A 23574-nucleotide genomic window follows, 5' to 3' on the forward strand; every position below is an offset into this window, starting at 1 on the left:
GTGTCGGCGACCGAGCCGACCCCGGCCGCTGAAGGCGGCGCATCCGGCACAGGCGCAGAAGGCGGCGCATTGGCCACGGTGCGGATCACTCGCCGTCAGCGTGCGCAGCACCGCGCACATGAGATGGCGACTGAACAGGTTCCCCTGATCTCCCCCGCCGCGGTCGCCGAACCCCTCGTGGGCGGCCCGGCGCTCGCCTCACACGCCGCCCGCAGCACTGCCCTCTTTGCCGGCATCGCGCTCTTGATGGCCGGCAACGGACTGCAGAACACCCTGCTGGGAGTACGGGCCACCTCGGAAGGCTTCGGTTCCACCATTTCAGGCCTGGTCATGGCGATGAATTTCGTCGGATTCCTGGTTGGCTCCGGGCTGGCTCCCCATTTCCTGCGTCAGGTCGGTCACGTACGCGTCTTCGCTGCGGGGGCATCGGCCGGCAGCAGCGTGGTGCTCGTGCAGGCGGTCTTCGTCGATCCACTGGTCTGGGGTGCATGTCGCTTCATGTGGGGGATGTGCTTTGCCGTGTTGATCGTCGTTGCCGAGACGTGGCTCAATGAGCTGGCGACCAACGAGAATCGCGGTCGGATGGTGGCCCGCTACATGGTCATCACGATGGGCGCCATCGCCACGGGCCAGCTCTTGGTGGCCGTCGCCGATACCAATGGCTTCGCCCTGTTCGCCGTGATCTCCGTGCTGGTCTCGCTGGCGCTGGTGCCGATGTCGCTGTCCGCATCCGCCAGCCCGCCGGTGGTGGAACATGAACCAGTGGGCCTCCGGACGCTCATGGGGATCGCACCCACCGGCGTGGTGGTGTCGTTCCTGGTCGGCGGGGCTCTGGGATCCATTTCCGGCATCGGATCGGTGTACGCCGCGTCGAGGGGATTGTCGCCGCTACAGGTCGCGTTGTTCGTGGCAGCCCCGATGATCGGCAGCCTGTTCGGGCAGATCCCGCTCGGCCGCCTCTCAGATCGTGTGCCTCGGCGCATCGTCATCGTGGCGGCAGCTTCCATTGCCGGCGCTGCAAGTCTCGTCATGCTCGCTCTCGACGAGCGGGGCCTTGCAGGCATCGCCGTCATGGGAGTGATGGGAGCGTTCGCCTACCCGATCTATTCAATGGCAGTGGCACAGACAAACGACTGGCTTCGAGGCTCCCAGCGGGCCGGAGCCAGTGCTGTGCTGGTGCGCATGAACGGGGTCGGCGCCACGGTGGGGCCCATCTGTGCCGCAATCGGGATGTCGGTCACGCTCAACGCGTTCTACTTCGTCATGGCGGCGGCGTATGTCTCGGTCGCAGTCTTCGTCGCCGGCCGCATGCTGCTCGTTGCCGGTCCGACCGTGGCACAGCAGGGCGAGTTCCTCCCGATCCCGGCACGGGCCTCGGCTGCAGTGGCTGCGCTGCTGCGTCGGCGCCGGTGACGGCGCAGCGGCCCTAGGCGGGATCGATGGGGGCGCTGTTCGGTCTGCTCACCTCGTTGAGCATCGGCACCAGCGACCTGTTCGGGCGTCGCGTCGTGATGCGATGCCACGTGCTCTCGGCCATGGTCACCTTCCAAGGCAGCGCCGCGATCGTCTCGCTGGCCATCGTGCCCTTCGTTCCGGGATCGTTCGCCAGCGACGACTTCCTGCGCGGCCTGATCTCGGGCATCGGCCTGGGCACAGGCCTTGCCTGCTACTACACCTCGCTGGATCGGGCCGGGTCGGCAGTGGCCGCACCGATCGTCGCCACGCTGTCAGCCGTCATCCCGTTCGCTTACACCACGCTGCGAGGCCACGATCCGCCGCTCATCGCCATCATCGGCGCAGCGGTGGCTTTCGGAGGCCTCGGACTGGTGACCGCCGGGGGCACCCGCGGCAGTCACGTGGCGACCGGAACGGCATGGGCACTGGTGTCGGGTCTCGCGTACGGGGTGGGACTCGGGATCCTGGTGGACCTCTCCGAAAGCTCGGGTGCCTGGCCGGGAGTCGGGCAACGGCTCTCCTCGGTGGCGGCCATGGGGGCGCTGGTCGCGATCCGCCGGCTACCGGCACTGCCACCGCCCGAAGTGATGGGCTACGCCATGCTGACCGGTGTTGCGAGCGCCGCTGCCACCATCTTCTACATCGTCGGCATCTGGTTCGACGCGCCGGCAACCGTTGTGGGCGCATCAATGTTCCCGGTGATGAGCGTCCTCGTCGGCCGGGCCGCCTACAACGATCCCATCAACATGCGCCAGGCCATCGGCATCGCCGCGGCCGTGGCAGGCGTCACCGCCGTCGTCGCGTTCTGAGCTGTCTCAGCACCGTAAGCGCCGACCCTGGGATGGAATCAGCCCGCTCGAACAGGATCCAAGCGTCGGAAAGGCGGCCCGTCAGCAGGCCGAATATCAGCCCTTAACGCGCACGACGTATTCGTCCTCGAAAGGAGGCGGTATGAGGTCTTCGTACATCGCTGGGTCGGGCTTGTACACGCCGAACACGCCGTCGCGCGAATAGGCCACGCCCGTGCCTGTCTGGTAGGCGATCAGATGCGCTTGTTTCGCCGCCCGGATCAGTGCTCGGGTAATGCCGTCTACCCAGTCTTCACCGTGGGCACGGCCGTTGCCGTTTGTACTGTCGGCTTCGTCTTGCTGTTCTTGTGCGCTAGCTGTTGCCAGTTCAGACAATGTTGCTGCTCCGTTCGAGAATCTGCGGAATCTCGCCTTGATTGTCAAAGAGTATCCAATCGTCGACTATGGGCGCGTACGCGCGCCGGAAATTGTCCAAGCCTGTGCGAAAGCGCCTGCGTATGACGTCGTCGGGAATGTCATGACCGCCGAGAGCAACACGCTGGCGAACCCGGGCGACGGCGTGCTCTGCCGAAGGCAGCGACAGGAACAGGAGCGACACGACATAGCCATCGCTGCGCCATCGACGGATCTTGCGGAGATATCCGCGCCCTGACAGCGTGGTCTCGAAGGCGAAATTGCAACTCTCATCCGAGAGCCGACCCAGTTCGGCAATCATGAGTCGTCCCGCTTGGACATCGGCGCGATTCGGATCAGTCGGCGCAAGTCCCTGAGCGATGACGTCAGCATTGACGTATGCCATCGCGCGAGCCTCGATGTCCAAGTAGGTAGACGCGAAGGTCGTCTTGCCTGCGCCGTTGGGGCCAGCGACGATGAGAATCTCCTTGCCATCCACTCGCCCGCACCATACCGATCACTGGACCGTCGTAGCGGTGAATTCGCGGTGCGTACCCAGGAAGCCACTGTCAATACCGCTGAATCCGCAGACGCGCGCGACTGTGGCGGCCGCAGAGTTCTTGGGCGAGTGACGTCGACTGGGCGCGAGGAAGGATCAGACCAGTGCGTCGGGTTCTTCGGCCTTGCGGCGGGCTATGTAGTCGCGGAGTTCCTCGTCGATGGCGTCGTCGATTGGCGGCGCTTCGTAGTCGGCCAGCATCTGTTTCCACACCGCATTGGCGCGTTGGGCTGCGTCGAGCGAGCCGTCGTCTGACCAACGCTCGAAGCTGTTGTTGTCTGAAATGGAGGACTGGTAGAAGGCCGACTCGAAGTTCTCCAACGTGTGCGGGTGTCCTAGGAAATGGTTGCCGTGAGGGTTCGTGAGGAACGCTTCGACGGCCTGCCCGTTGGGCGACATGTCGATGCCCCTGGCGTAGACCTCCATCATTCCGAGCTGGTCGGCATCCATGATGAGCTTCTCGTAGCTCAACGCCAGACCGCCCTCGAGCCACCCCGCTGCGTGCAGCACGAAGTTCACGCCCGCTGCCATCGTGGGCAGCAGCGTGGATGCCGATTCGTAGGCAGCCTGTGCATCGGGAGCCTTGGACGACGTGAACTGCCCGCCTGAACGGAAGGGCAGTCCGAGGCGCCGGGCGAGCTCGGCCATGACGTAGATGGCCAGACCCGCCTCGGGCGTGCCGAAGGTCGGGGCTCCGGTCGCCATCGACATCGACGAGGCAAACGTTCCGAAGATCACTGGCGCGCCCGGGCGCACTAGCTGGCAGAACGCCATGCCCGACAACGCCTCGGCCAGGCACTGTGCCGCCAGCGCGGCCACCGTCACCGGCGACATGGCGCCAGCCAGGATGAACGGCGAGATCACACACGCTTGGTTGTGCTGCGCGTAGACCTCCGCTGCACCCAGCATGGTGGCATCCCAGCGCAGGGGCGACGATGCATTGATGAGGCTCGTCAGCACCGTGCGGTCGCCCAGGTCACCGCCGAAGCCGATACGGCACAGCTCGACCGAGTCCTCGGCTCGCTTGGCCGCAGTGACCGAGCCCATGAGCGGCTTGTCGCTGTACCGCAGGTGGGAATACACCATGTCGAGGTGGCGCTTGTTCACCGGCACGTCCACCGGCTCGCACACGGTGCCGCCGCTGTGGTGCAGGTGGGGGAGCATCCACGCCAGCTTCACCACGTTCTCGAAGTCCTCGAGGGTGGCGTAGCGACGGCCTTTGTCTAGGTCGGTCACGAACGGCGACCCGTAGTTCGGGGCAAAGACCGTCGCATCGCCGCCGATCGGCACGGACCGAGCCGGGTTTCGAGCGTGCTGAATGTATTCCGAGGGCGCGTTGTCCTGAACGATCTGCCGGCACAGACCTCGTGGAAAGCGGACGAGCTCCCCATCAACATCGGCACCCGCGTCGCGCCACAGCTCCAGGGCGCGAGGAAATTCCTGAAAGGCGATACCCACCTCGGACAGGATCGTCTCGGCATTCGCCTCGATCTGGGCCAGGCCTTCGGCATCCAGCACACTGACCGGGGCCAGCTTGCGGGTCAGGTGGGTGTGCGTGACATCGTCACTGGCAGCCCGCAGAGCCTGCCGGGCCGCCCGCCCGCCTCCTCGTCGTCGTGTTCGTTCCGTCATCGTTGCTTGTTGCCTTCCACTGCAGAATCCTTTCTTGCAGACCTACCTTGGTTCATCGCCGCCGTCGCTGCCGGGCGCGCCGTGGGGACCCATCCGAGCGGGCGCCAACGGTGGCGCCCAGATCCGCTCGTTCTGGCAGATCAATAACCGACGAGAGCCTCGGAGACGGAGCTGTGGCGTGGGGGAGTGCCATGGCTGCCACGAAGAGCTCCTGGAAACGGGGCTCGGTAGCGGTCTCGATCTTGCGGATGCCGCGGACCACACGTTCCATCTCGGCCCGTTGACTGCCTGACAGCAGCGCTCGAACAGCGCCCGTGCCCGCGGCGTTCCCGACGGAGCGCACTGCGGCCGGGTCGCAGTCGCCGATGAGGCCGAGGACCATCGCCCGCACCGGGTCGATGTGTGCGCCGAACGCTCCAGCGAGCTGCACACGATCGGGTGCTGCGATGCCGGCACGCTCACACAGCAGGTCGATGCCGGCGCGCAGCGCTGCCTTTGCCAGCTGGATCGCCCGGACATCGTTCTGGGTGATGGTGATGGTCGGGCCGCCGGTGCCTTCGGGTGGCTCGTACAGCACGAACGATGACGTCCGGCCTTCCGAGATCACCCGGGTCGCCCGCTCGCCCTCGCTCGGCGGTGCCGCAACGACCCCATCGGGCGAGAGCACGCCGGCGAGATACATCTCGGCGATGACTTCGATGATCCCAGAACCGCAGATCCCGGTGACCCCAGCGGCAGCACTGCGAGAACCAGCCGCCACCTGACGCTCGATTGCCTCGGCGAAGCCGGGCTCGTCGGACCACAGGTCGCAGCCGATGACCCGCACACGGGGCTTCCACGTCGTCGGATCGATGCGCACCCGTTCGATCGCTCCCGGTGTCGCTCGCTGTCCGCAGCTGATCTGTGCTCCCTCGAACGCGGGACCGGTCGGGCTGGAGGCTGCCCACAGTCCGTTCGAGCTGCCCAGCACGATCTCGGCGTTCGTGCCCACGTCCACCAGCAGCGTGATTGCCTCGTCTCGGTGCGGGCCGCCGGCCAGTACCGCTGCTGCGGTGTCGGCGCCCACGTGTCCGGCGATTGCAGGCCCGACGTAGACCCGAGCCGCTGAGCATGGCAGGTCCAACTCGGATCCTTCGAGTTCGACGGCGGCGTCGGTCGCCAGGGTGAACGGCGCCTGCCCGAGCGGAGTCGGGTCGATGCCGAGCGCGATATGGATCATGATCGGATTGCCGACAAGCACGACCTCCAACACAGTGGCTGGCTCCAACCCGGCGTCTGCGCACAATTCGGCAATCAGCGCTGCAAGGGCGTCCCGAGCGAGCGCGGTGAGTTCGGGCGCCCCGCCGGGGTTCATCATCACGTACGACACCCGGCTCATCAGGTCCTCGCCCAGGCGTATCTGGGGATTCATCCGGCCTGCCGAGGCCAGCACTTCGCCGCTGTGAAGGTCGGTCAGATGGCCCGCGATGGTCGTCGAGCCGATGTCGATGGCGACACCGAGTGCAGCGGTCACGACTCCGGGCCAGACCGCTGCCACCATTCCGGTGCGCTGTGTCGGTTCGGGCCCGCTCCAACGAACGGCGACCGTGACCAGCCGGTTGCCGGCGTCGTCGGGAGTGCCCGCGGCAACCGACGCGTGGAGCTCCGCCAGCGCCCCAGGCAGGATCCCGGCGAGGCGAACACCCCATTCGGAGGCCACACAGTCGATCACGATCTGAGCGAGACCGCGGCGTTCGTCCAATGTCGGCGGTGGCACGGTGACCGCGTGCAATGTCGACAGCGGGTCCAGCGCAATGTCGCCGACATCGATCGATTTGCGCACCACTGGGCCGTGCAGCTGGCTCTCGGGCGGCACGTCGACGACGAGGTCGGCGCACAAACGGGCCTGGCAGCCGAGCCGGGCATCGGCGCCCAGCGGTCGACGGCCCCCATAGGCAGTCTCGGTTGCGCCCGGCGGGCTGAGAGCGTCGGCGCCGGCCGTGATGGCCCACTTCGGGAATGAGCCCATCGAGGGGATGACTTGACAGCGGCCGCAGATGCCGCGCCCGCCGCACACGCTGTCGAGATCCACTCCGAGGTCACGAGCTGCGTCGAGCACAGTGGTACCTGCGCTCACGGTGCCTGCTCGGCCTGAGGGGGTGAACACCACCTTGCACCTCAGGGTCTCAACGCCAGCCTCGTCATCGGCTGCTTTGCCAAGCGCGTTCGATCCTTCGGCGTCAATCACCGAACCTGGAGGGGCATCGGCGGGCGGAAGCGAGCCCGGCGGCATCGGGACCTGGCTAACCGGTGCGAGCGCGACGTCCGCCCTGCCGGCGAGGACGGTCGCCGTTGCCGGCTCTGGCGCCGGCAACGTTGTTCGCCCCCATGGCACTCCGATCTCGGTACTCGGAGATCCAGGCCGCGCAGTTCCGATCGTTGCCCGCCAGGACATCGCCAGCCATCACGGCTGCCTTCACTTCGGGGTGGAGCGGGTTCATGATGGCTGAGGTCATTCCGGCACCGATCGCCATCGACAGGAACGTGCCGGTGATGAGGTTGCGGTTGGGCAGGCCGAAGCTCACGTTCGACGCGCCGCAGATGGTGTTCACGCCCAGTTCGTCTCGCAGGCGTCGCACAAGCTGGAACACCTGCCGACCCGCGGTCGCCATGGCACCGATGGGCATCACCAGCGGATCCACCACCACGTCGTGACGCGCGATGCCGTAGTCGGCCGCTGCGTTCACGATGCGGCGTGCCACCTCGAAGCGAACATCGGGATCCTCACTGATGCCGGTCTCATCGTTGGATATCGCGACAACGGCGGCCCCGGCTCGTGCTACAAGCGGGAGGATGCGCTCCATGACCTCGCCTTCGCCGGTCACCGAGTTGATGAGCGGCTTGCCGACGTAGGCATCGACGCCGGCTTCGAGCGCTTCGATCACCGAGGAATCGATGCAGAGGGGCACGTCGGTGACGGACTGGACCAGCTTGACCGCAGCGGCGAGCATCGCCGGTTCGTCAGCCAGCGGCACCCCGGCATTCACGTCGAGCATGTGGGCACCCGCAGCAACCTGGGCGAGCGCATCGGCTTCGACCCGGCTGAAGTCGCCCGTCCGCATTTCCTCTGCGAGCATCTTGCGGCCCGTGGGATTGATGCGTTCGCCGATCATCACGAAGGGGCGATCGAAGCCGATGACGACTTCACGCGTGGCCGAGCTGATGACGGTGTCGGTCACGCGGGCACCTGGGCAATCGCAGAGCGGCCCCTCGGTGCTGCGACGTGGGTGAGCGCGGTCTCAAGGTCGCCGTAGCCGGTCTCGACGATCTCCAGCGGAAGTCCCAGACGCTCCGCTCCCGCACGTGCGTACTCGGCGATGCGGGCCCGCTCGGTGCCGTTGGGCGTCTGCGTCAGCAGGACAACCCGCTGGTAGTTGCCGAAGTACATCTCGGCAAGCTCAGGGTGATCGGCGATGCCGAGACCTCGCCACACGAGCAGGTCGAAGTGCCGGGCGAGGTAATCGGTGAGGTAGAAGGTTGCCGGTTCAGCCTCGGACATCTCGGCGAAGCGCTGAGCTGTGGCAAAGAACTCGTAGCAGTGGGCACCCTCGATACGCGACACCGCAGGAGCAACGCCCGTCGCAGACTTCGCCGTGAACTCTTCGCAGAGATCATCGAGAGCGCCAGAGGTGCCGCAGTCTGCGTAGCCGAGCAGCACCTGGGAATAGGTACGACCCGCGGCCTGCAGCCGGGCAATGCGCTCGCGCACGGCTCCAGCGATGAGCGCGGGCCGGTTGTGCAGCTTGGCGGGCAGGCACTCCACATCCACGTGCCCAAGGCCGTGGATGCCCACGATCGCCTGCAATTCGTTGACGAGTGCGCCACAGGCGAGCACGAGGATGCGTTCGGCCGACGCATGCACGCCACTCGCAGCAGGTGAACTGCTGTTGGGAATCGCCGCGGGCGCGCTGGGGGTTGCCATCTCAGGCCGCTGCCGCCCGCCGGACGCGAATCAGGTCAGTGGCGGTCTCTGACGCAACTGCCGCATCGCGGCAGTAGGCATCGGCACCGACTGCCTCGCCGAATTCCTGGTTCAGCGGGGCGCCGCCGACGATGACGAGGTAGTCGTCGCGCAAGCCCTGCTCGATGAGCGTGTCGATGACGATCTTCATGTACGGCATCGTGGTGGTGAGCAGTGCCGACATTCCCAAGATGTCCGGCCGGTGCTCGTCGAGAGCAGCGAGGAATTGGTCGATATCGGTATTGATGCCCAGGTCGATGACCTCGAAACCCGCGCCTTCGAGCATCATTCCCACGAGGTTCTTGCCAATGTCGTGGATGTCGCCCTTGACCGTGCCGATAACAATCTTGCCGATGGGCTCCGCTCCGGTCTCGGCGAGCAGCGGGCGGAGAATCGCCATGCCGGCTTTCATCGCGTTCGCCGCGAGGAGCACTTCGGGCACGAACAGGATCCCGTCGCGAAAGTCGATGCCGACGATGCGCATGGCCTCGACCAACGCTTCGTTGAGGACCTTGTCGGCTCCCCAACCGCGCCCGAGCAACAGGTCGGTGCCTTCCACGATCTCGGGCCCGAGCCCGTCGTAGAGATCGTCGTGCATCTGCGCGATGAGATCGTCATCGTCAAGAGCGGAGAGATCAATCTCTTCATCAGCTTCGTCGGTGTCGACGATCGCCGCGTCGGCCATGCCCTGCCCCCTCGCCATCGTTATGACGTATGCCGGGCACCCCCGTCCCGGTCGCCTGTACCACATCTAGCGTGGAGTCCTGCGGAAGGGTTGTTCCACCTAGCTCTTGTTCCGCATAGTGGAACTGTGCCGCAGAACGGTACAGCGGTACGGTATCACGTACCTTGCGCAAACGTCTACATACGGCGACATCGCGCCAGGCTCAACTGGAGCCGCCGGCCGGCAGCTCTCAGCGGCGATTAGCGCGGATCTTTCCAGCGAGTTCGGCACCGGCGTCTGCAAGCACTGCCAGTCGCGTGTCGCGGGACGACCGTTCAGTGATCTCCACGTTGCCCTGCGCCAAGCTGCGCGCTCCGATCGTGACGCGGTAGGGGATGCCCACAAGCTCGGCATCGGCCAGTTTCACGCCGGGCCGCAGCGGCCGGTCGTCGTAGAGACAGTCGACACCGTGGTCGTTCAGCGTCCGGTAGATCTGCTCGCCAGCGGTTGACTGCGCATCATCAGACGGGTCGAGGACGGTGACAACAGCCTCGTACGGGGCGACGGCGACGGGCCAGTACAAGCCCCGCTCGTCGTGGTGTGTCTCGGCCACGGCGGCCATCGCCCGCCCGATGCCAATGCCGTAGCTGCCCATGATGGGGGTCTGGGCGACGCCATGTGCATCGAGCACCGACACGCCCATCGCTTCGGAATACTTGCGGCCGAGCTTGAAGATGTGCCCAGCTTCGATGCAGCGCACAATCTCCAACCGAGCGCCGCAGAAGATGCACGGTTCACCTGCCGACACCTCGCGCAGATCCGCCCAACGCGGATCGATGATGTCGCGCTCGGGGTCCACGCCACGCAGGTGCCAGTCGTCTTCATTGGCTCCGGTCGTCATGGACCGACGGCCGCGCAGCGCCTCATCGGCGTAGACCGGCAGATCGTCGACGCCGACTGCGCCGAGACTTCCGGGGTTGGCGCCGAGCTGAGCGAGCGTCTCGGGTGCAGTGGCGGGTCGCACATCGGTGGCACCGCTGCAATCGGCCAGCTTCTGCAGGTTGAGCTGGTGATCGCCCCGCAGGGCCACGAGGGTGAGCTGATCGTCGAGGACCATCACCATGGTCTTGATCTGCCGGTCAGCCGGCGCGCCACCGCCGAAGGAGGCGAGCGCATCGATCGTGCGAACCCCTGGAGTGGGAAAGCGTTCGGGTGCGGTGACCGACGGCGGGTCGGTGACGGGCGACGCCACCGCGCGGGCTCGCTCCACGTTGGCCCGGTACCCGCATGAGCTGCAGCGGGCCACGTCGTCCTCACCTACGGGCGACGCCACCATGAACTCGACACTGGCATCGCCGCCCATGGCGCCCGAGGAGGCCTGCACGGCCATCACCTCGAGATCGAGACGCTCGAAGATCCGCAAGTAGGCCTCGCGGTGTGCCTCGAACGAGGCGTCCAGACCCGCTTCGTCGATGTCGAAGCTGTAGGAGTCCTTCATCATGAACTCGCGCACGCGTAACAGTCCGCTGCGCGGGCGCGGCTCGTCACGGAACTTGGTCTGGATTTGGTACCAGGTCTGGGGCAGTTCCCGATACGAGCTCATCTCCGCCGCGAGCGTTGCGAAGACTTCCTCGTGCGTCATGCCCAGCACGACCTCGGCATCGTTTCGATCGCGCAGGCGAAACATCTCCGAGCCCATGAGCGCCCATCGACCGCTGCGCCGCCAGAGATCGGCGGGATGCATCGCCGGCAGCAAGAACTCCTGCGCGCCGATGGCGTCCATTTCTGCCCGCACGATGTCGGCCACCTTGGTGTGCACTCGCAAACCGAGCGGCAACAGGCTGTAGTGCCCGGAGTGCAGCTGACGGATGAAGCCGGCCCGGATGAGGAGTTGATGGCTAGCGGCCTCAGCCTCTGCGGGCGCATCACGCAGCGTCGGGATAAACGAATCAGACCATCGCATCCGACGCAGGGTAAGCGTGCGGACCGTCACATGCTTCGACCATTTCGCAGATTCGGGGCCCCAGAGGCGCCCAGGGATGCGTTGCGATACGAAGCGTGTCCAGTATCCTCACCCTGCGAAGCCACGACTGCACATCAAGCGTGCAGTCTCGGCAGCGGACCGGGGCCACAGTGCCGACCACGGTGACTGTGTCCGCAGCGGGTCCTGCATCGACGGCTCGGACCAAGCGCGCAGCGCAGTCCGGACGGGCGGCGCAGTACACCTGTTGGCCCCCCTCATGACGCAATGAGCAACAAAGACTCACAGACACGGGTTCCCAACCATGGCGCGTCGGCGCCTGCGAACTTCGCGCGCGCCGCAGATGCTGCCGGCAACGGTGACGTCATCGTGGCGCCACCCGCAGAACTCCGCAATGGCGCAACGGTCTCTGCATTGGCGTCGATGCGCTGGGAGCAGATTGCTCGCCTTGTATGGGCGGAGGCCCAAGGCACCACCGGACCTACAGAGGTCGCCACGCTCAAGACCGATCCGCAGCGCTGGGAACGGGTCTTGCTGGACCTGCTCGATCAAACGGAGACCTCACTGTCGGGGGCACGCCGTCTGCCGCGTCCGATTCGGCGTCAGGTGGTCCGAGACTTCGAGGCCGACTTCAACGAGCTGGCCGCTGCCTACGAGCGCCTGACCGGTCTCGACGCCGCGCATGGACCGGAAGACACCCCCTCCGGCACGGCCAGCGCCGATACCCCCGGTGCCGCTTCGGGACCGCTGGCGGAGCCGGCGGCGCTGCAGCTGTCGTGGCAGCCCGGGCGGATCGTGGCATGGGCTGCTGGGGCTGGCACCGAACCCGACGCCACCGAGCGAGTCATGGACCGTCTCGTCGCTGCAGGCGCGCCGGACAGCGTCTGGCGTCCGCATCCGAATATCAAGCTGCCCGAGGGCACCAGCGCCGAGGCAGTCGTCGCCGATATCAGCGACGTCCTGGGCTGGCTGGTCGGTCTCGACGGACCCGTCGCCAGTGCTGCTTTGGCGTCTCCGGAAGCGGCTGAGGCTTCCCCTGCCGTCATCTCCGAGAACGGTCTGAGGAACTACGACGAGTCCCTGCACGGCAATGAGCATCTCGACGGAACCGACGGTGACCCCAACGACGATCGCCTCCTCGGTGCCAGTGCGCTGTGGATGCGGACCGCTGCCCGCTTGGCAGTGGAACTGGTGGCGGGGGGACGAACGGTGCCGCGGCTTCACCGTGTTCGAAAACGCCGCAATCGCAAGCGGCCCGACACGGCGGAATTCTCGGTTCAGTGGCAGCCGGCTTCGGCCGAAGCCGACCGGTTGGCAGCGCTCATCAACCGCCTGCCGGGTGCGGTCTCGGCTCCCGAACCGAAGACGGAGCCGCGCACAACGGTGCAATCGGCCCTGGCCGGCATGGTGGACGCCATCGTGACGAGTGCCGCAAAACGCCTTGACGTTCCAGCGGCATCTCCGGAGCCCCGCAGCCGGGCAGAGATGGCAGAGGCATTCCTGGCCTATCTGGATGGCACTCGCTTTGTCGGTTCAGCTACTCAAGGCTCGGATCTGGCCCGGCGAATCGAACTGTGGGCCCGGCCGGTGACTACCGCCGCTCGCCAATGTCTCGTTGTGCGGCTCGACGAGCCTGATGACGCCGGTGCCTGGCACATGGAAGTGCTGGCTCTCAGCCCGGAGGGCACGACCGAGCCCGTCGAGGTGGCGATGGTGAGCGGCGTCAGCTCGCATCGCACCGAAGTACGCGACCAGCTCACCCGCCTCGAACGGCTGCTGCCGGTGTTGATGCGCCCTGGCGGCAAGCGACGCGGCGAGGTCGTGCTCAGCCAGGACGAGGCGTGGGAGCTGATGTCTGCCACCGGCCCGGCGCTGCAATCGGCTGGTTTCAAGGTGGAGGTCCCGAACCTCTCGCGGGAGCGTCCGGCGCCATCGCTGCGGCTCATCGCCGAGGCCACTGACAGCGCCCTGGGAGCGCAGCAGCTCACCGCAGTGAGCTGGACCGCTGTTTTCGGAGACGTTGAGCTCACAGCGGATCAGATTCACGAGCTGGCCTCACAAGCACGACCGCTCGTACGAGATCGGGGCAAATGGATCGCGCTCGATCATGCCGACCTGGCCGAGGCGGCTGCTGCGCTCGCCGAACGAGCAGATGTCACTGCACTCACCGGTTCGCAGATGCTGCGCCAGGTACTGGGCCTCGAGGGCCCGACGGTGCGCGGCGGCGTCACCATCTCGGGAGGCGGCTGGGCGGCTGACCTGCTGCGCTCCGCAGCTGAGATCTCCGCTGCGCCGCGGACCAGCCCCGAGGGTTTCGTCGGCGAGCTGCGCAACTATCAAGCCGAAGCTGTCACGTGGCTGGAGTTCCTCGACGGGGCCGGTCTTGGGGGTTGTCTGGCCCTGGACATGGGTCTGGGCAAGACCCCAACGATGCTCGCTCGCATCGCAGCAGACCAGCGCCAAGCGCCGACACTCGTCATAGCGCCACCCGCCGTAGTCGGCAATTGGGCAGCCGAAACCGCACGCTTCACACCGGGGCTGTCGGCGATCATCCACCACGGTCCGGCTCGGCGCGAACCTGCAGAGCTGGTCCGCACGCTGCGTGAGGGCAGCGAGCAGATCGATGTGGTGATCACGACGTACGGCACCGCTGTGCGCGACATCGACGCATTCGAAGAGGTCACCTGGGATCGCATCGTGGTCGACGAGGCCCAGGTCATCAAAAATCACACCAGCGAGACTGCCAAGCAGCTTCGGCGACTGTCTGCCCGCATCCGTGTGGCGTTGACCGGCACCCCGATCGAGAACGGGCTCGGCGATCTGTGGGCGATCATGGATTTCTGCAATCCGGGCTTGGTTGGCTCAAGGACGCCGTTCATCGCTCAGCTGCAGCAGCCCGGCGACGCTCGAGGAGCTGCCGAGTCGGCCCTGCATGCACTCAACGGCGTGCTGGTGTTCCGCCGCACCAAGGTAGAGCCCCAGATCGCCGCTGAGCTGCCCGACCGCATCGACGAGATCGCGCATTGCGCCATGACGCCCGAACAGATCGGCTTGTACCAGGCAGTCTTGGACCAGTTGATCGTCGACACCGCGGCGAGCGAGCAGGCAGGCGAGAGGCGCAAGGGGGCCGTCTTGGCGGCCATCACCGCGCTCAAGCAGATCTGCAACCACCCGCTCAACTACCGCCCCGACGACATCGACAGCCAGATCGCCGGACGCAGCGGCAAACTCGACCGCCTGCAGGAGATTCTCGAGGCAGTCTTCGCGACGGGGGAGCGGGCGCTGGTGTTCACGCACTTCGCCTCCTGGGGCGAACGCCTGGCGACCCACCTGACGCGACGGACCGGACTGCAGATCGACTGCTATCACGGCGGTCTGGGTCGCACAGCCCGCGACCGCATGGTGCACCACTTCCAGACACAGGAAGGACCCGGGGCGATGGTGCTGTCGCTGAAAGCAGGCGGCACGGGCCTGAACCTGACCGCAGCGAGCCATGTGGTGCTCTACGACCGCTGGTGGAACCCCGCGGTAGAGGATCAGGCCCGCGACCGGGCGTGGCGCATCGGCCAGACGCGAACAGTCATCTGCCATCGCCTGGTCTGCCCGGGCACCGTCGACGAACGGGTGGAAGAGGTCGTGGCTGGCAAACGGCGTATCGCCGACATGGTGCTGCCGAAGTCCAGCTCCATCGGCGATCTCGACTCTGAGCAGCTCCGGCACGCCCTGGGCATCGATCCCGATGCTCTGCTCGCCGACGACTTCGACGGAATCGACACCGGCAGCCCGGAGGTCGGCGAGCTGGTGCCCGCCGGTGCCTTCGGCGCAGGTGGGTCATGAGCAGCCGTCGCCGCCGCAAGACCTCGCGCACCCGCCGCCTCGACGGTGCCGAGGTCCAGCAGCGGCAGGCTGCTGTGGCCAGCGCAGCCTTCTGGCATGGCACAGCCGGGGAGAGGACGCCGCCGGAAAGTCCTGATGCTGCGGCCAGTTCAGCGGCGGCGACCGTCAGCGCCGAGGACGCTGCGATCGGGTACACCGACTTCGGTACCGATGCGCGCTTCATCTCGGTCACGACCGACCCGACTTCAACGGTGCGCTCGCTCGGCAAACCGCCGCTCGCGGGACGCGAGATGGTCGCGGAGCATTATTTCGAGGCCGTCTATCAGCGCGCTGTAGCCATGGCCGGGGCCCTCGCCGCGGCGGGGGATCTGCTCGCTCCAGACGGCGAGGGGCGCACGGCGTCCTGACCGTCGTGGTGGGGCACGCCGCGCGTGCCCAGTGGCCCGTAGTAGTGGCCTGGAGTCCAGTTCAGCCGGCGGCCTGGGACTCGAAACCGACTTCGGTGCCGCGGTTGATGCTGACCCAGTCGCGCGCTTCGAGGTACGGCTTGAACGTCTCGTAGATGGCGCGCTCGTCATCTTCCATCTTGGGTCGCTGTACCTCGTAGAGGCGCGGGAACTCCAGCCAGCCCACGACGAGGTCCCACATTCGCAGCGCGGCGTCGCCGGTCGGCGGCTCGAGCAGCACCGGCCCGAAGATGGCCTGGTCATCGAAGAACAGCGTCGGCACACCGAATCCGCCGGAATCGACGACACGCCGGTGCTCCGCCTTGATCTCGTCGTGTGTTGTCTCGTCGGCGATCGAGACATCCACGATGTCGGGATCGGCGCCAATCTGCTCAAGCAAGTGACGGGCGACGTCAGGGTTGTGGGGGCGGTTGCCGTCGACGTGCAGGGCCCGTCCAGACGCTGCGTACCACTTGTCGAGCAGATCCATGGAATCGCGCCGAAGGATCGCTCCGATGCGCATCATCGACCAGCCGTAGCTCCAGTCGCGCTCCCACGGGTGCTTCTTGCCCTCGCGCAAGTTCACCTCTTCGAGGCTGAAGAACTTCCAGTTCACCTGCAGGCCGAGTCGGTCGCGAACATCCCTCATCCACAGCGACGTCTGATACGCCCACGGGCACATCACGTCGAAATGGAAGTCCACTTCGGTCGGGCCGGTGTAGTTGTCTGCATTAATCATGCCCTTGAGGTTTCCTTTCAGCCGCGGCCGTGGCGCAGCAATCGGCCTGGGGTGGCACCGGTGCAATCGCCGGAGGTGAACGTGACCTCGCCGTTGACGATGATCTGGTCGTATCCCTTGGCCCGCTGGATCCGGCGCCATTCGCCGCCCGGCAGGTCGTGCTCGACGTTGCCGATCCAGGGCGGGTCGATCTCGAGCTCTTCCATGTCGTAGACCACAACATCGGCGGCGGCGCCCTCGCGCAAGGTGCCTCGGTCCTTGAAGCCGGCAGCGTGGGCTGCGAGCGCCGACAGGCGGTAGTGGGCCTCTTCAAGCGTCACGGTGCCCTCGTCACGAACCAGCCACGTGAGGAAGTCGGTGGTGTAGGAGCCTCCGCTGAAGAACTTGGTGTGAGCGCCGCCGTCGGAAACGCCGGGAATGGCGTACGGCGACTGCATCATCTCGCCCATGAACTCGGCATTCGAGCCCTTGTCGGGGCCGAGGAACTCCACGTTGAGATCACCTTGGAGCGACAGGTCCAGCATCACCTCGATGGGATGCTTGCCCTGCTCTTCGGCCAGATCGCCCACTGAGCGGCCCACGTACTGCTGCAGGTCGGCTTGACGATTCACGCCCTGGATCACGAGGCCCTTGGGGTTGCCGCCAACGCCGGCCTGGATGACCTGCAACCGCCGGTCGGCCTCTGCGGCTTCGGCGACGAGCGCCGTGCGCAGTTCCGGATCACTCATCTTGGCGATCTTGTCCTCCTTGGTACCCGTGGTGACCGCACGCCAAGCGGGGGAGGCGTCGTAGAGGTTCCAGTGCTCGAGCGTGAAGGCGAAGCCTGCGCGACCGGTCCCGCACTGCGCGTAGATCGGCAGCTCGGCAGACCAGCACCCCTCGATCCAGCGCAATGGGCGGCGGTGTACTTCAGGGTCCTTGCGGGCAGGCGCCACCACGTTGTGCAGGATGGGCCGCTGCGCTGTCGCTGCGAGGACCTCGAGGAACTTGATGTCGGCCCGGATGTCGCCGGTGCCCTGGGTGATCTGGATGAAGCCCTCGTCGCGTTCGGCCAGCACTCGCGCCAGGTTCAAGATGTCCTCGTCACTCATGATGTCGGTGACCATGGGGGAGCCGTCGAAGTCGGCCTGCACGCTGTCGGGACCGAGACGCTGAATGGAGAAGCCGCACAGCCCGGCGTCCATGCCTTCGTGCAGCAAGCGCGCCATCTCCTTGCGCTCTGCCTCCGAGGCCGGCTCACCTGCCTTGGCCTTCTCGAGTCCCATCACGTAGGTCATGAGCGAGGCCGTCGGCATGTACTGGATGACGTTGACGCCCTTGGGTGCCCGCTCGAGCGAATCGAGATACTCCGGAATGGTCTCCCAGTCCCAGTTCATTCCCAGCCGCATGGATTCATACGGGATCGCCTCGGTGCGTGTCATGGTCAGCATGGAGCGGTCACGGAATTCCGGCTTCACCGGCGCAAAGCCGAAACCGCAGTTGCCCAGCACTACCGACGTCACACCGTGGTAGCCCGAGATCGTGCACCACGGATCCCAGCGAATCTGGGCGTCGTAGTGCGTGTGCAGATCGACGAATCCCGGGGCGACGATCTTCCCCGTGGCGTCGATCACCCGCTCCGCAGTGCCTCGGGGGCGACCGCCGAGCTGGGCCACCTTGCCGTCTTTGATCCAAACGTCGCCCTTGTAGCGCGGCACTCGCGTGCCATCGACGATCGTGCCGCCCTTGATGTGAATGTCGTATTCGCTGCTCATTGCGCGCCCCCGCGTCATCCGAAATGGCCACAGGCGCGCAGACACCGCACCAGAGCCGCATCTTCAAGGTAGTCGCGCACTGAGATGCTCGCCCGAGCAATGCCAACCAGTTGCCTCCTGCGCCCCATAGCCTCCGGCCCGTTTGGCAACAGCGGAGTGGTGCATGCGGCGTACTGGCCAAAGGAGAGACGTTCCAGCCAATTCCTTGGCGACCTCAGCGGTCTGCCTGGTCGTCCTCGTCGTATTGCTGGCGCTGAGTCTTGGCGCCACCAGGGGAGCCGAGGGTTCGCCGACAGCGCCGCAGCCTTACACCCAACAGCCGACGCTCCATCCCAGGGCTGATTCCGTCAAGGCCACCAGCACTGCCCTGACCGAACCTCCGGTCATCTTCGACAACTCCGGAACAGAGCTCGCCCGTCGAACCGGCGTCCAGGGCAATGCGGTTGGAGAACACCCGAACCTGCACCCGTCGCCGATCGTCATCTCCCATGTCGTTGTTGAACCCGCACAAGAGTTTCGCCGCACCGTCGCTCCTGGCGTTCCTCTCGAATGCGATCGCTACCGACCCTTGGTGGCCGACACCGGGGACTGGGATCCCGATGTCGTTCTCGCCTTGATCTGGCGGGAATCGCTCTGCAATGAACGCGCCGTGTCGCCGACCAACGACTGGGGGCTACTTCAACTCAACGCAACTTGTTGGGCCGGCAAGGGCATCGATGGACTGCCGCGCATCGGAGGTCTGCCCGATGGAATCGACCCGCCCGAACTCCAGTGCGATGGCACCACTGATGCGACACCCACCGCGCAATGGTGCTTCCACGCCAAGGAGGAAGCCATTGACACCGGCCGCCGACCGCCGTCACCCTGCGATGCCTGGCTCGACCCTGCGACAAACCTCGAAACCGCATATGAGATCTGGCGCCTCAGCGGATGGCAACCGTGGTGTTTCGACGACATCAGCAAAGCCACGCATGCATGCCAAGCCGCGGCTGGTGCTCCCAGTGTCTAGCTGACAGGGCACTAGCTGCCGCATTCACACTGGCGGCTTCTTTGGACAGCTGTCGCACACCTGCGCTCGTCGGGGGATTTCCTCGTTGGAACGGCCGTGGGAGGCAAAAAGCCTCAACTTGACATAATGTCTATTATCGGCGTGCCTGACACAACAGCAGGTTGCTGAAACAGTGACCATGACGTGTGTTCATGAACCAAGTGCTGGCCGCATTGCACCGTGTCATGGATGCTGCCCCGGCAGATGACCTCGTCGCGTTCACCTGCCGTCGAAACCGATTGGCGTATATCTAACTACTTACGATATAGATATACTCCGGCGTGTGACCAAACGGTTGATCGACATCGACGACGCGCTTCTTGCAGAGACCCGGCGAGTTACGGGTGCCGCCACCATGAAAGCAGCCGTCAACGCCGCACTGCGGCACCTTGTCGAGAGCGATCTGCGCCTGCAGCACGTGCGTCGACTCTCAGATCTTGCGGGCACAGACATTGCTGACGACGAGGTCATGACAGCTGCATGGCGCTGAATCCGCAGTTCATCGCCGACAAGAGCGCCCTGGCACGGCTCCACCATGCTGAGGTAGCCGAGCTTCTTGCGCCGCTGATCGTGGAGGGCCGGGTTGCCACGTGCCCGATTGTCGACCTCGAGATGCTCTACAGCGCCCGCTCACTCGCTGACTACGAAGCGATTCTGGCCGAGCGCCGTGCGATGCCGTCGGTGCCCATCAACGAGGCCGTCACTTCCCGAGCAATGGAAGTCCAGCACCAACTCGCACGCCGCGGCCACCATCGGCTCGCGCTTCCCGACCTGCTCATCGCAGCAGCAGCCGAGCTCAACGACCTAACCCTTATCCACTACGACGCCGACTACGACCGAATCGCCGAAATCACTGGCCAGCCGACGGACTGGGTCGCTCCCCGCGGTTCGCTCTGGGCGACAACAGCGCTCACGAATCCCGGCAGCGGTCCGCAGGTACGCTGGGCGTATGGCCGCACAGGCCCCAAGTGTTCCAAGCATCGATGCCGCCCGGCGCGCTGCCGCCGAGCTTGCCACTGCGGGTGTGGGCCGAGTTCTGCTGTTCGGATCACTCGCACGAGGCGATCGACACGCACGCGACATCGACCTGGTGGCTATATACGACGATCTCGGTGACTACAGCGACCGCTGGAATCGCCGTTGCGAACTGATGCGCCGAGCCGAGGTCGCTGCGGGATGCCCGGTCGATCTGTTGGTCACGGACGCTCCCGAGTGGGCGGTTCGCACCACGCGCGTGCCTTGCTCGTTGGAAGCCCATATTGACACTTATGCCCTGCCGCTCACCGACAGCGAGACACACGCCGACATCGACTGGGACAAGGAGATCGGATTGCCCGACAATGCCACCGCCGAGGTGCAAACACGCCACCGTGACATGACCGTCGCCGTGTCCAGGCTGACCGACGCTGCGCGGGTCGGCGACAACGAGCTCGACGCCATCAGCGACGACGACACCGAGGCGTTCGTCTCGGCTGAGGAATGGCGCTTCGCCGGTGCCTGTTCCCAGGCGCACCTCGTCATCGAATGCGGCGCCAAGACCATGATCGCCCTAGCTACCGACACCGTCCCGCCCCGCAGCCACAACATCGACACGCTCGTCGGTCTTCTGCCGGACGCTGAACGCAGTCTCTGGGCAGCGTTCACCGCCGACATCGACACCGCAGCGTTCCACCAGTGGCGCCAAGGCGGCACTTACACCGCGGATCTGCCGATCGACGGATTCGAGGTGGACTACCTGGCCACTGTTGCCAACGTCGCAATCAATGTGGCCGTCCACGTGACCCACCGCTGCGCCGCCGCCGGCATCGATACCACTCAAATCCACCTCAGCACACGCTGCGAGCGCCGCCTGCACACAGCACTCAAGGGACCCCTGCGAGTCGAAGCCGACCACCCCATCCGCCACCTCGAGACCATCAAAGACTCCCGTATCGACCCCTGATCGACCAATGTTCGGTAGTAGGCAACCGGCCTCAGCCGCTCCCGCGTGCATCTTTTTGCTTCGTTTAGTGTTTTTTGTTTTCTATGCAATTCGCCGGGGTCAACCGTTGGCGCGCAGCTGAAGCCTGCGCCCGCGGCTCCATTCGGGGAATGCTGCCCATTGATCTGGTGTCAGATGTCGAGTGCTTGGCCGTAGTTGCGGCTGTGCTCGATGATGAAGTCGCGTCGAGGTGCGACCTCGGCGCCCATCATGACGGTGAATGCTTGTTCGGCTTGTGCCAGGGCCGCTTTGGCGTCGCCGAGGCTGATCTTGCGAAGGACCCTGGTCTGCGGATTGAGCGTCGTCTCGAAGAGCTCGTCGTCGTCCATCTCGCCGAGGCCCTTGAACCGTGTGAGCCGGTACCTCCGGTTTGCTGCGTCAAGCTCCTCGACAAGCGCTGCCCGCTGTACTTCTGAGTAGACGAATTTCTTCTGCGTGCCGATGCTGAACGCATGCGTCGGCGGTTGCGCTGCGTACACCCTCCCAGCGGCCAGCAATGGTCGCATGTAGTGGTAGATGAGCGTCAGGACAAGGCATCGAATGTGGCTTCCGTCCACATCTGCGTCGGCAAGCAGGATGAGGCGTTCATAGCGGCACACATCAAGGTCAAATTCCGCACCCGAGCCCGCACCGAGTGCCGTGAACAACGCCGTGGCCTCTGCGTTGTCAAGAACCGCCTTCAGAGTTCCCTTGCTGGCATTGACGACCTTGCCTCGCAACGGCAGCACCGCTTGCCACGCGCTGTCACGTGCCCGCTTTGCCGGGCCGGCGGCGGAATCGCCCTCCACGATCAGCAACTCGCCCTGCGGATGCAGCCGGCAGTCGGCCAGCTTGTCCGGGAGTCCGTTGTTGCCCAGTGACGCCGCCTTGCGCCGCTGGTCGAGCGCCCGACGCGCCTCCACACGATTCACGACCGCACTGGCGAATTTGTCGATCAGCGCTCGCACATGGACCTTCTTCGAGCCCGCCGCGCTGCCGTCGAACCACGCACGCAACCCTTCCCGCACCACATTGGCCACGATCCGCTGCACCTGCGGAGTCCCCAGCTCACGCTTGGTCTGGCCCCGAAACTGGGGTTCGGGGAGGGTGGCCCGCACCACGGCCACAAGCCCCTCTTGCGCATCCTCTCGTTGTGCACGGGCATCGTCCCGTAGGCGCCGGAGCTTGCGCGGGTCGGCCTCGGTCAGCGCTGAGTTGACCGCTGTCGTGAGTGCTCGTTCGAACCCGGCGATGTGTGTGCCGCCCTCGGGTGTCGGGATCGTGTTCACGAACCCGACAATGCGGCTGTCGTAGGCCTGCGTCCAGCGCATTGCCACCTCGACATCGCACTGGCGAGTGACGTCGGTGAGCTTGCCGTCCACGGGAACCCGCTCGGTGAACTCCTCCGAGCCGGTCAGGCGGATGAGCCCGGTCACCGGCTCGTCATCGCCGCACAGCTTGTCGACGAAGTCGGCCAAACCGCCCCCGGAGACAATCTGCTCGACGACCGGCGGATCCGCCCGACGGTCGGCCAGGGTGATCTTGACCTTGGGCACCAGGAAGCACACCTGTTCGATGCGTTCCCGCACCTCGTCGAAATCGACGGTCGCCGACGGGTCGAAGATTCCCCTGTCGGGCCAGTAGCGCACGCGAGTACCCGTGCGTCCAGCTGACACTCGTCCGATCCGCTTGAGCTTGTGCCCGGCGCGGAAACGGCCGGCGCTGTCGGTATGTCCGGCGATCCGATCCTTGAATTCCAGGCGATGCGTGGCGCCCCTGCGGTTCACGTCCACAACGAGCTCGCCCGACAGGGCGTTCACGACCGATGCTCCGACACCGTGCAGACCTCCCGAAGACCCGTACGCCCCATTGCCGAACTTCCCGCCGGCGTGCAACTCGGTGAACACCACCTCGAGGGCGGTGATGTTGTCGTGCTTGATGTCGACGGGGATCCCCCGGCCCCGGTCGACGACCTCATAGGAGCCATCGTCGTACAGCGTGATGTCGATGCTGCGACCGTGGCCGGCAGCCGCCTCGTCGACGGCGTTGTCGATGATCTCCCACAACAGGTGCGTCAGACCTGACGAGCCGGTGCTGCCGATGTACATCCCAGGCCGCTTGCGCACCGCCTCGAGCCCTTCAAGCACTTCGATGGAGCTGGCGTCGTAGACAGCAGCGGCACTCGAATCGGCAGTGCGCGCCCGGGGCTCGGACCTGGCATCGCGATCAGCTTCGTCTGCCATCGTGCGGGGCGTTCCTTTCGTCGCTGCGCGGGAGTCCGTGCCAACCGGTGTGGG

At 65.7% G+C, this 23574-nt stretch carries 19 protein-coding genes; 8 read left to right on the plus strand and 11 right to left on the minus strand.

What is annotated here, in order from left to right; genetic code table 11:
- A complete protein-coding gene (locus tag ACOOHB_RS05130; RefSeq protein ID WP_420443731.1) occupies positions 1 to 1413 on the plus strand; it encodes an MFS transporter in 1413 nt (470 codons plus the stop codon).
- A gap of 26 nt (positions 1414 to 1439) precedes the next feature.
- Positions 1440 to 2264 (plus strand): EamA family transporter, encoded by an 825-nt coding sequence (locus ACOOHB_RS05135; RefSeq protein WP_420443732.1) that lies wholly within the window; start codon positions 1440 to 1442, stop codon positions 2262 to 2264.
- Positions 2265 to 2360: 96 nt separating this feature from the next.
- On the opposite strand, the gene ACOOHB_RS05140 is transcribed toward ACOOHB_RS05135, so the two are convergent.
- The 8 genes from ACOOHB_RS05140 to ACOOHB_RS05175 all read right to left on the minus strand — a co-directional run bounded on the left by ACOOHB_RS05140 (position 2361) and on the right by ACOOHB_RS05175 (position 11475).
- On the minus strand, positions 2361 to 2639 hold the full coding sequence (locus ACOOHB_RS05140; protein ID WP_420443733.1) for a hypothetical protein: 279 nt from the start codon (positions 2637 to 2639) through the stop codon (positions 2361 to 2363).
- A complete protein-coding gene (locus ACOOHB_RS05145) occupies positions 2632 to 3156 on the minus strand; it encodes an AAA family ATPase (RefSeq protein WP_420443734.1) in 525 nt (174 codons plus the stop codon). The genes ACOOHB_RS05140 and ACOOHB_RS05145 overlap by 8 nt, the downstream gene beginning before the upstream one ends.
- 156 nt (positions 3157 to 3312) lie before the next feature.
- On the minus strand, positions 3313 to 4848 hold the full coding sequence (locus ACOOHB_RS05150) for a trimethylamine methyltransferase family protein (RefSeq protein WP_420443735.1): 1536 nt from the start codon (positions 4846 to 4848) through the stop codon (positions 3313 to 3315).
- A 52-nt stretch (positions 4849 to 4900) separates the two neighbouring features.
- Entirely contained in the window at positions 4901 to 7120 is a 2220-nt protein-coding gene (locus ACOOHB_RS05155; protein WP_420443736.1) for an ASKHA domain-containing protein, read from the minus strand.
- A 10-nt stretch (positions 7121 to 7130) separates the two neighbouring features.
- Positions 7131 to 8066: a dihydropteroate synthase gene (locus tag ACOOHB_RS05160; RefSeq protein ID WP_420443737.1), complete on the minus strand. Its 936-nt coding sequence runs from the start codon at positions 8064 to 8066 to the stop codon at positions 7131 to 7133.
- Positions 8063 to 8809 (minus strand): DUF1638 domain-containing protein, encoded by a 747-nt coding sequence (locus ACOOHB_RS05165; RefSeq protein WP_420443738.1) that lies wholly within the window; start codon positions 8807 to 8809, stop codon positions 8063 to 8065. The genes ACOOHB_RS05160 and ACOOHB_RS05165 overlap by 4 nt, the downstream gene beginning before the upstream one ends.
- A gap of 1 nt (position 8810) precedes the next feature.
- Positions 8811 to 9533, minus strand: coding sequence for a corrinoid protein (locus ACOOHB_RS05170; RefSeq protein ID WP_420443739.1), 723 nt, complete (start codon positions 9531 to 9533; stop codon positions 8811 to 8813).
- 229 nt (positions 9534 to 9762) lie between these two features.
- Positions 9763 to 11475, minus strand: a complete 1713-nt coding sequence (locus ACOOHB_RS05175) for a proline--tRNA ligase (RefSeq protein WP_420443740.1) — start codon at positions 11473 to 11475, stop codon at positions 9763 to 9765.
- A gap of 285 nt (positions 11476 to 11760) precedes the next feature.
- On the opposite strand from ACOOHB_RS05175, the gene ACOOHB_RS05180 reads away from it, so the two are divergent.
- Positions 11761 to 15330 (plus strand): DEAD/DEAH box helicase, encoded by a 3570-nt coding sequence (locus ACOOHB_RS05180; protein ID WP_420443741.1) that lies wholly within the window; start codon positions 11761 to 11763, stop codon positions 15328 to 15330.
- Positions 15327 to 15737: a hypothetical protein gene (locus tag ACOOHB_RS05185; RefSeq protein WP_420443742.1), complete on the plus strand. Its 411-nt coding sequence runs from the start codon at positions 15327 to 15329 to the stop codon at positions 15735 to 15737. The genes ACOOHB_RS05180 and ACOOHB_RS05185 overlap by 4 nt, the downstream gene beginning before the upstream one ends.
- 61 nt (positions 15738 to 15798) lie before the next feature.
- On the opposite strand, the gene ACOOHB_RS05190 is transcribed toward ACOOHB_RS05185, so the two are convergent.
- Together ACOOHB_RS05190 and ACOOHB_RS05195 are read right to left on the minus strand one after the other, a co-directional pair.
- A complete protein-coding gene (locus ACOOHB_RS05190) occupies positions 15799 to 16515 on the minus strand; it encodes a DsbA family protein (RefSeq protein WP_420443743.1) in 717 nt (238 codons plus the stop codon).
- A 17-nt stretch (positions 16516 to 16532) separates the two neighbouring features.
- Positions 16533 to 18269 carry an N-acyl-D-amino-acid deacylase family protein gene (locus tag ACOOHB_RS05195; RefSeq protein ID WP_420443744.1) on the minus strand — a complete coding sequence of 579 codons (1737 nt, stop codon included), beginning with the start codon at positions 18267 to 18269 and terminating at the stop codon, positions 16533 to 16535.
- Positions 18270 to 18474: 205 nt separating this feature from the next.
- On the opposite strand from ACOOHB_RS05195, the gene ACOOHB_RS05200 reads away from it, so the two are divergent.
- The 4 genes from ACOOHB_RS05200 to ACOOHB_RS05215 all read left to right on the plus strand — a co-directional run bounded on the left by ACOOHB_RS05200 (position 18475) and on the right by ACOOHB_RS05215 (position 21259).
- Positions 18475 to 19278 carry a transglycosylase SLT domain-containing protein gene (locus ACOOHB_RS05200; RefSeq protein WP_420443745.1) on the plus strand — a complete coding sequence of 268 codons (804 nt, stop codon included), beginning with the start codon at positions 18475 to 18477 and terminating at the stop codon, positions 19276 to 19278.
- A gap of 322 nt (positions 19279 to 19600) precedes the next feature.
- Positions 19601 to 19807 (plus strand): type II toxin-antitoxin system VapB family antitoxin, encoded by a 207-nt coding sequence (locus tag ACOOHB_RS05205; RefSeq protein WP_420443746.1) that lies wholly within the window; start codon positions 19601 to 19603, stop codon positions 19805 to 19807.
- A complete protein-coding gene (locus ACOOHB_RS05210) occupies positions 19798 to 20433 on the plus strand; it encodes a PIN domain nuclease (RefSeq protein ID WP_420443747.1) in 636 nt (211 codons plus the stop codon). The genes ACOOHB_RS05205 and ACOOHB_RS05210 overlap by 10 nt, the downstream gene beginning before the upstream one ends.
- On the plus strand, positions 20408 to 21259 hold the full coding sequence (locus tag ACOOHB_RS05215; protein ID WP_420443748.1) for a hypothetical protein: 852 nt from the start codon (positions 20408 to 20410) through the stop codon (positions 21257 to 21259). Before ACOOHB_RS05210 ends, ACOOHB_RS05215 begins: the two co-directional genes overlap by 26 nt.
- A gap of 170 nt (positions 21260 to 21429) precedes the next feature.
- On the opposite strand, the gene ACOOHB_RS05220 is transcribed toward ACOOHB_RS05215, so the two are convergent.
- A complete protein-coding gene (locus ACOOHB_RS05220; protein WP_420443749.1) occupies positions 21430 to 23520 on the minus strand; it encodes a DNA gyrase/topoisomerase IV subunit B in 2091 nt (696 codons plus the stop codon).
- Positions 23521 to 23574: the final 54 nt, after the last annotated feature.

This window comes from Candidatus Poriferisodalis sp. (assembly GCF_965215815.1).
In the GTDB taxonomy this organism is placed as follows: Bacteria; Actinomycetota; Acidimicrobiia; order Acidimicrobiales; family Poriferisodalaceae; genus Poriferisodalis.

Excerpts from the sequence above, each read along its gene's own strand:
- ACOOHB_RS05180 (WP_420443741.1), top strand. The coding sequence starts at position 11,761 with ATGAGCAACAAAGACTCACAGACACGGGTTCCCAACCATGGCGCGTCG.
- ACOOHB_RS05150 (WP_420443735.1), bottom strand. The coding sequence starts at position 4,848 with ATGACGGAACGAACACGACGACGAGGAGGCGGGCGGGCGGCCCGGCAG.
- ACOOHB_RS05195 (WP_420443744.1), bottom strand. The coding sequence starts at position 18,269 with ATGAGCAGCGAATACGACATTCACATCAAGGGCGGCACGATCGTCGAT.
- ACOOHB_RS05190 (WP_420443743.1), bottom strand. The coding sequence starts at position 16,515 with ATGATTAATGCAGACAACTACACCGGCCCGACCGAAGTGGACTTCCAT.
- ACOOHB_RS05210 (WP_420443747.1), top strand. The coding sequence starts at position 19,798 with ATGGCGCTGAATCCGCAGTTCATCGCCGACAAGAGCGCCCTGGCACGG.
- ACOOHB_RS05175 (WP_420443740.1), bottom strand. The coding sequence starts at position 11,475 with ATGCGATGGTCTGATTCGTTTATCCCGACGCTGCGTGATGCGCCCGCA.
- ACOOHB_RS05220 (WP_420443749.1), bottom strand. The coding sequence starts at position 23,520 with ATGGCAGACGAAGCTGATCGCGATGCCAGGTCCGAGCCCCGGGCGCGC.
- ACOOHB_RS05155 (WP_420443736.1), bottom strand. The coding sequence starts at position 7,120 with ATGCCGCCGGGCTCGCTTCCGCCCGCCGATGCCCCTCCAGGTTCGGTG.
- ACOOHB_RS05135 (WP_420443732.1), top strand. The coding sequence starts at position 1,440 with ATGGGGGCGCTGTTCGGTCTGCTCACCTCGTTGAGCATCGGCACCAGC.
- ACOOHB_RS05185 (WP_420443742.1), top strand. The coding sequence starts at position 15,327 with ATGAGCAGCCGTCGCCGCCGCAAGACCTCGCGCACCCGCCGCCTCGAC.
- ACOOHB_RS05165 (WP_420443738.1), bottom strand. The coding sequence starts at position 8,809 with ATGGCAACCCCCAGCGCGCCCGCGGCGATTCCCAACAGCAGTTCACCT.
- ACOOHB_RS05170 (WP_420443739.1), bottom strand. The coding sequence starts at position 9,533 with ATGGCCGACGCGGCGATCGTCGACACCGACGAAGCTGATGAAGAGATT.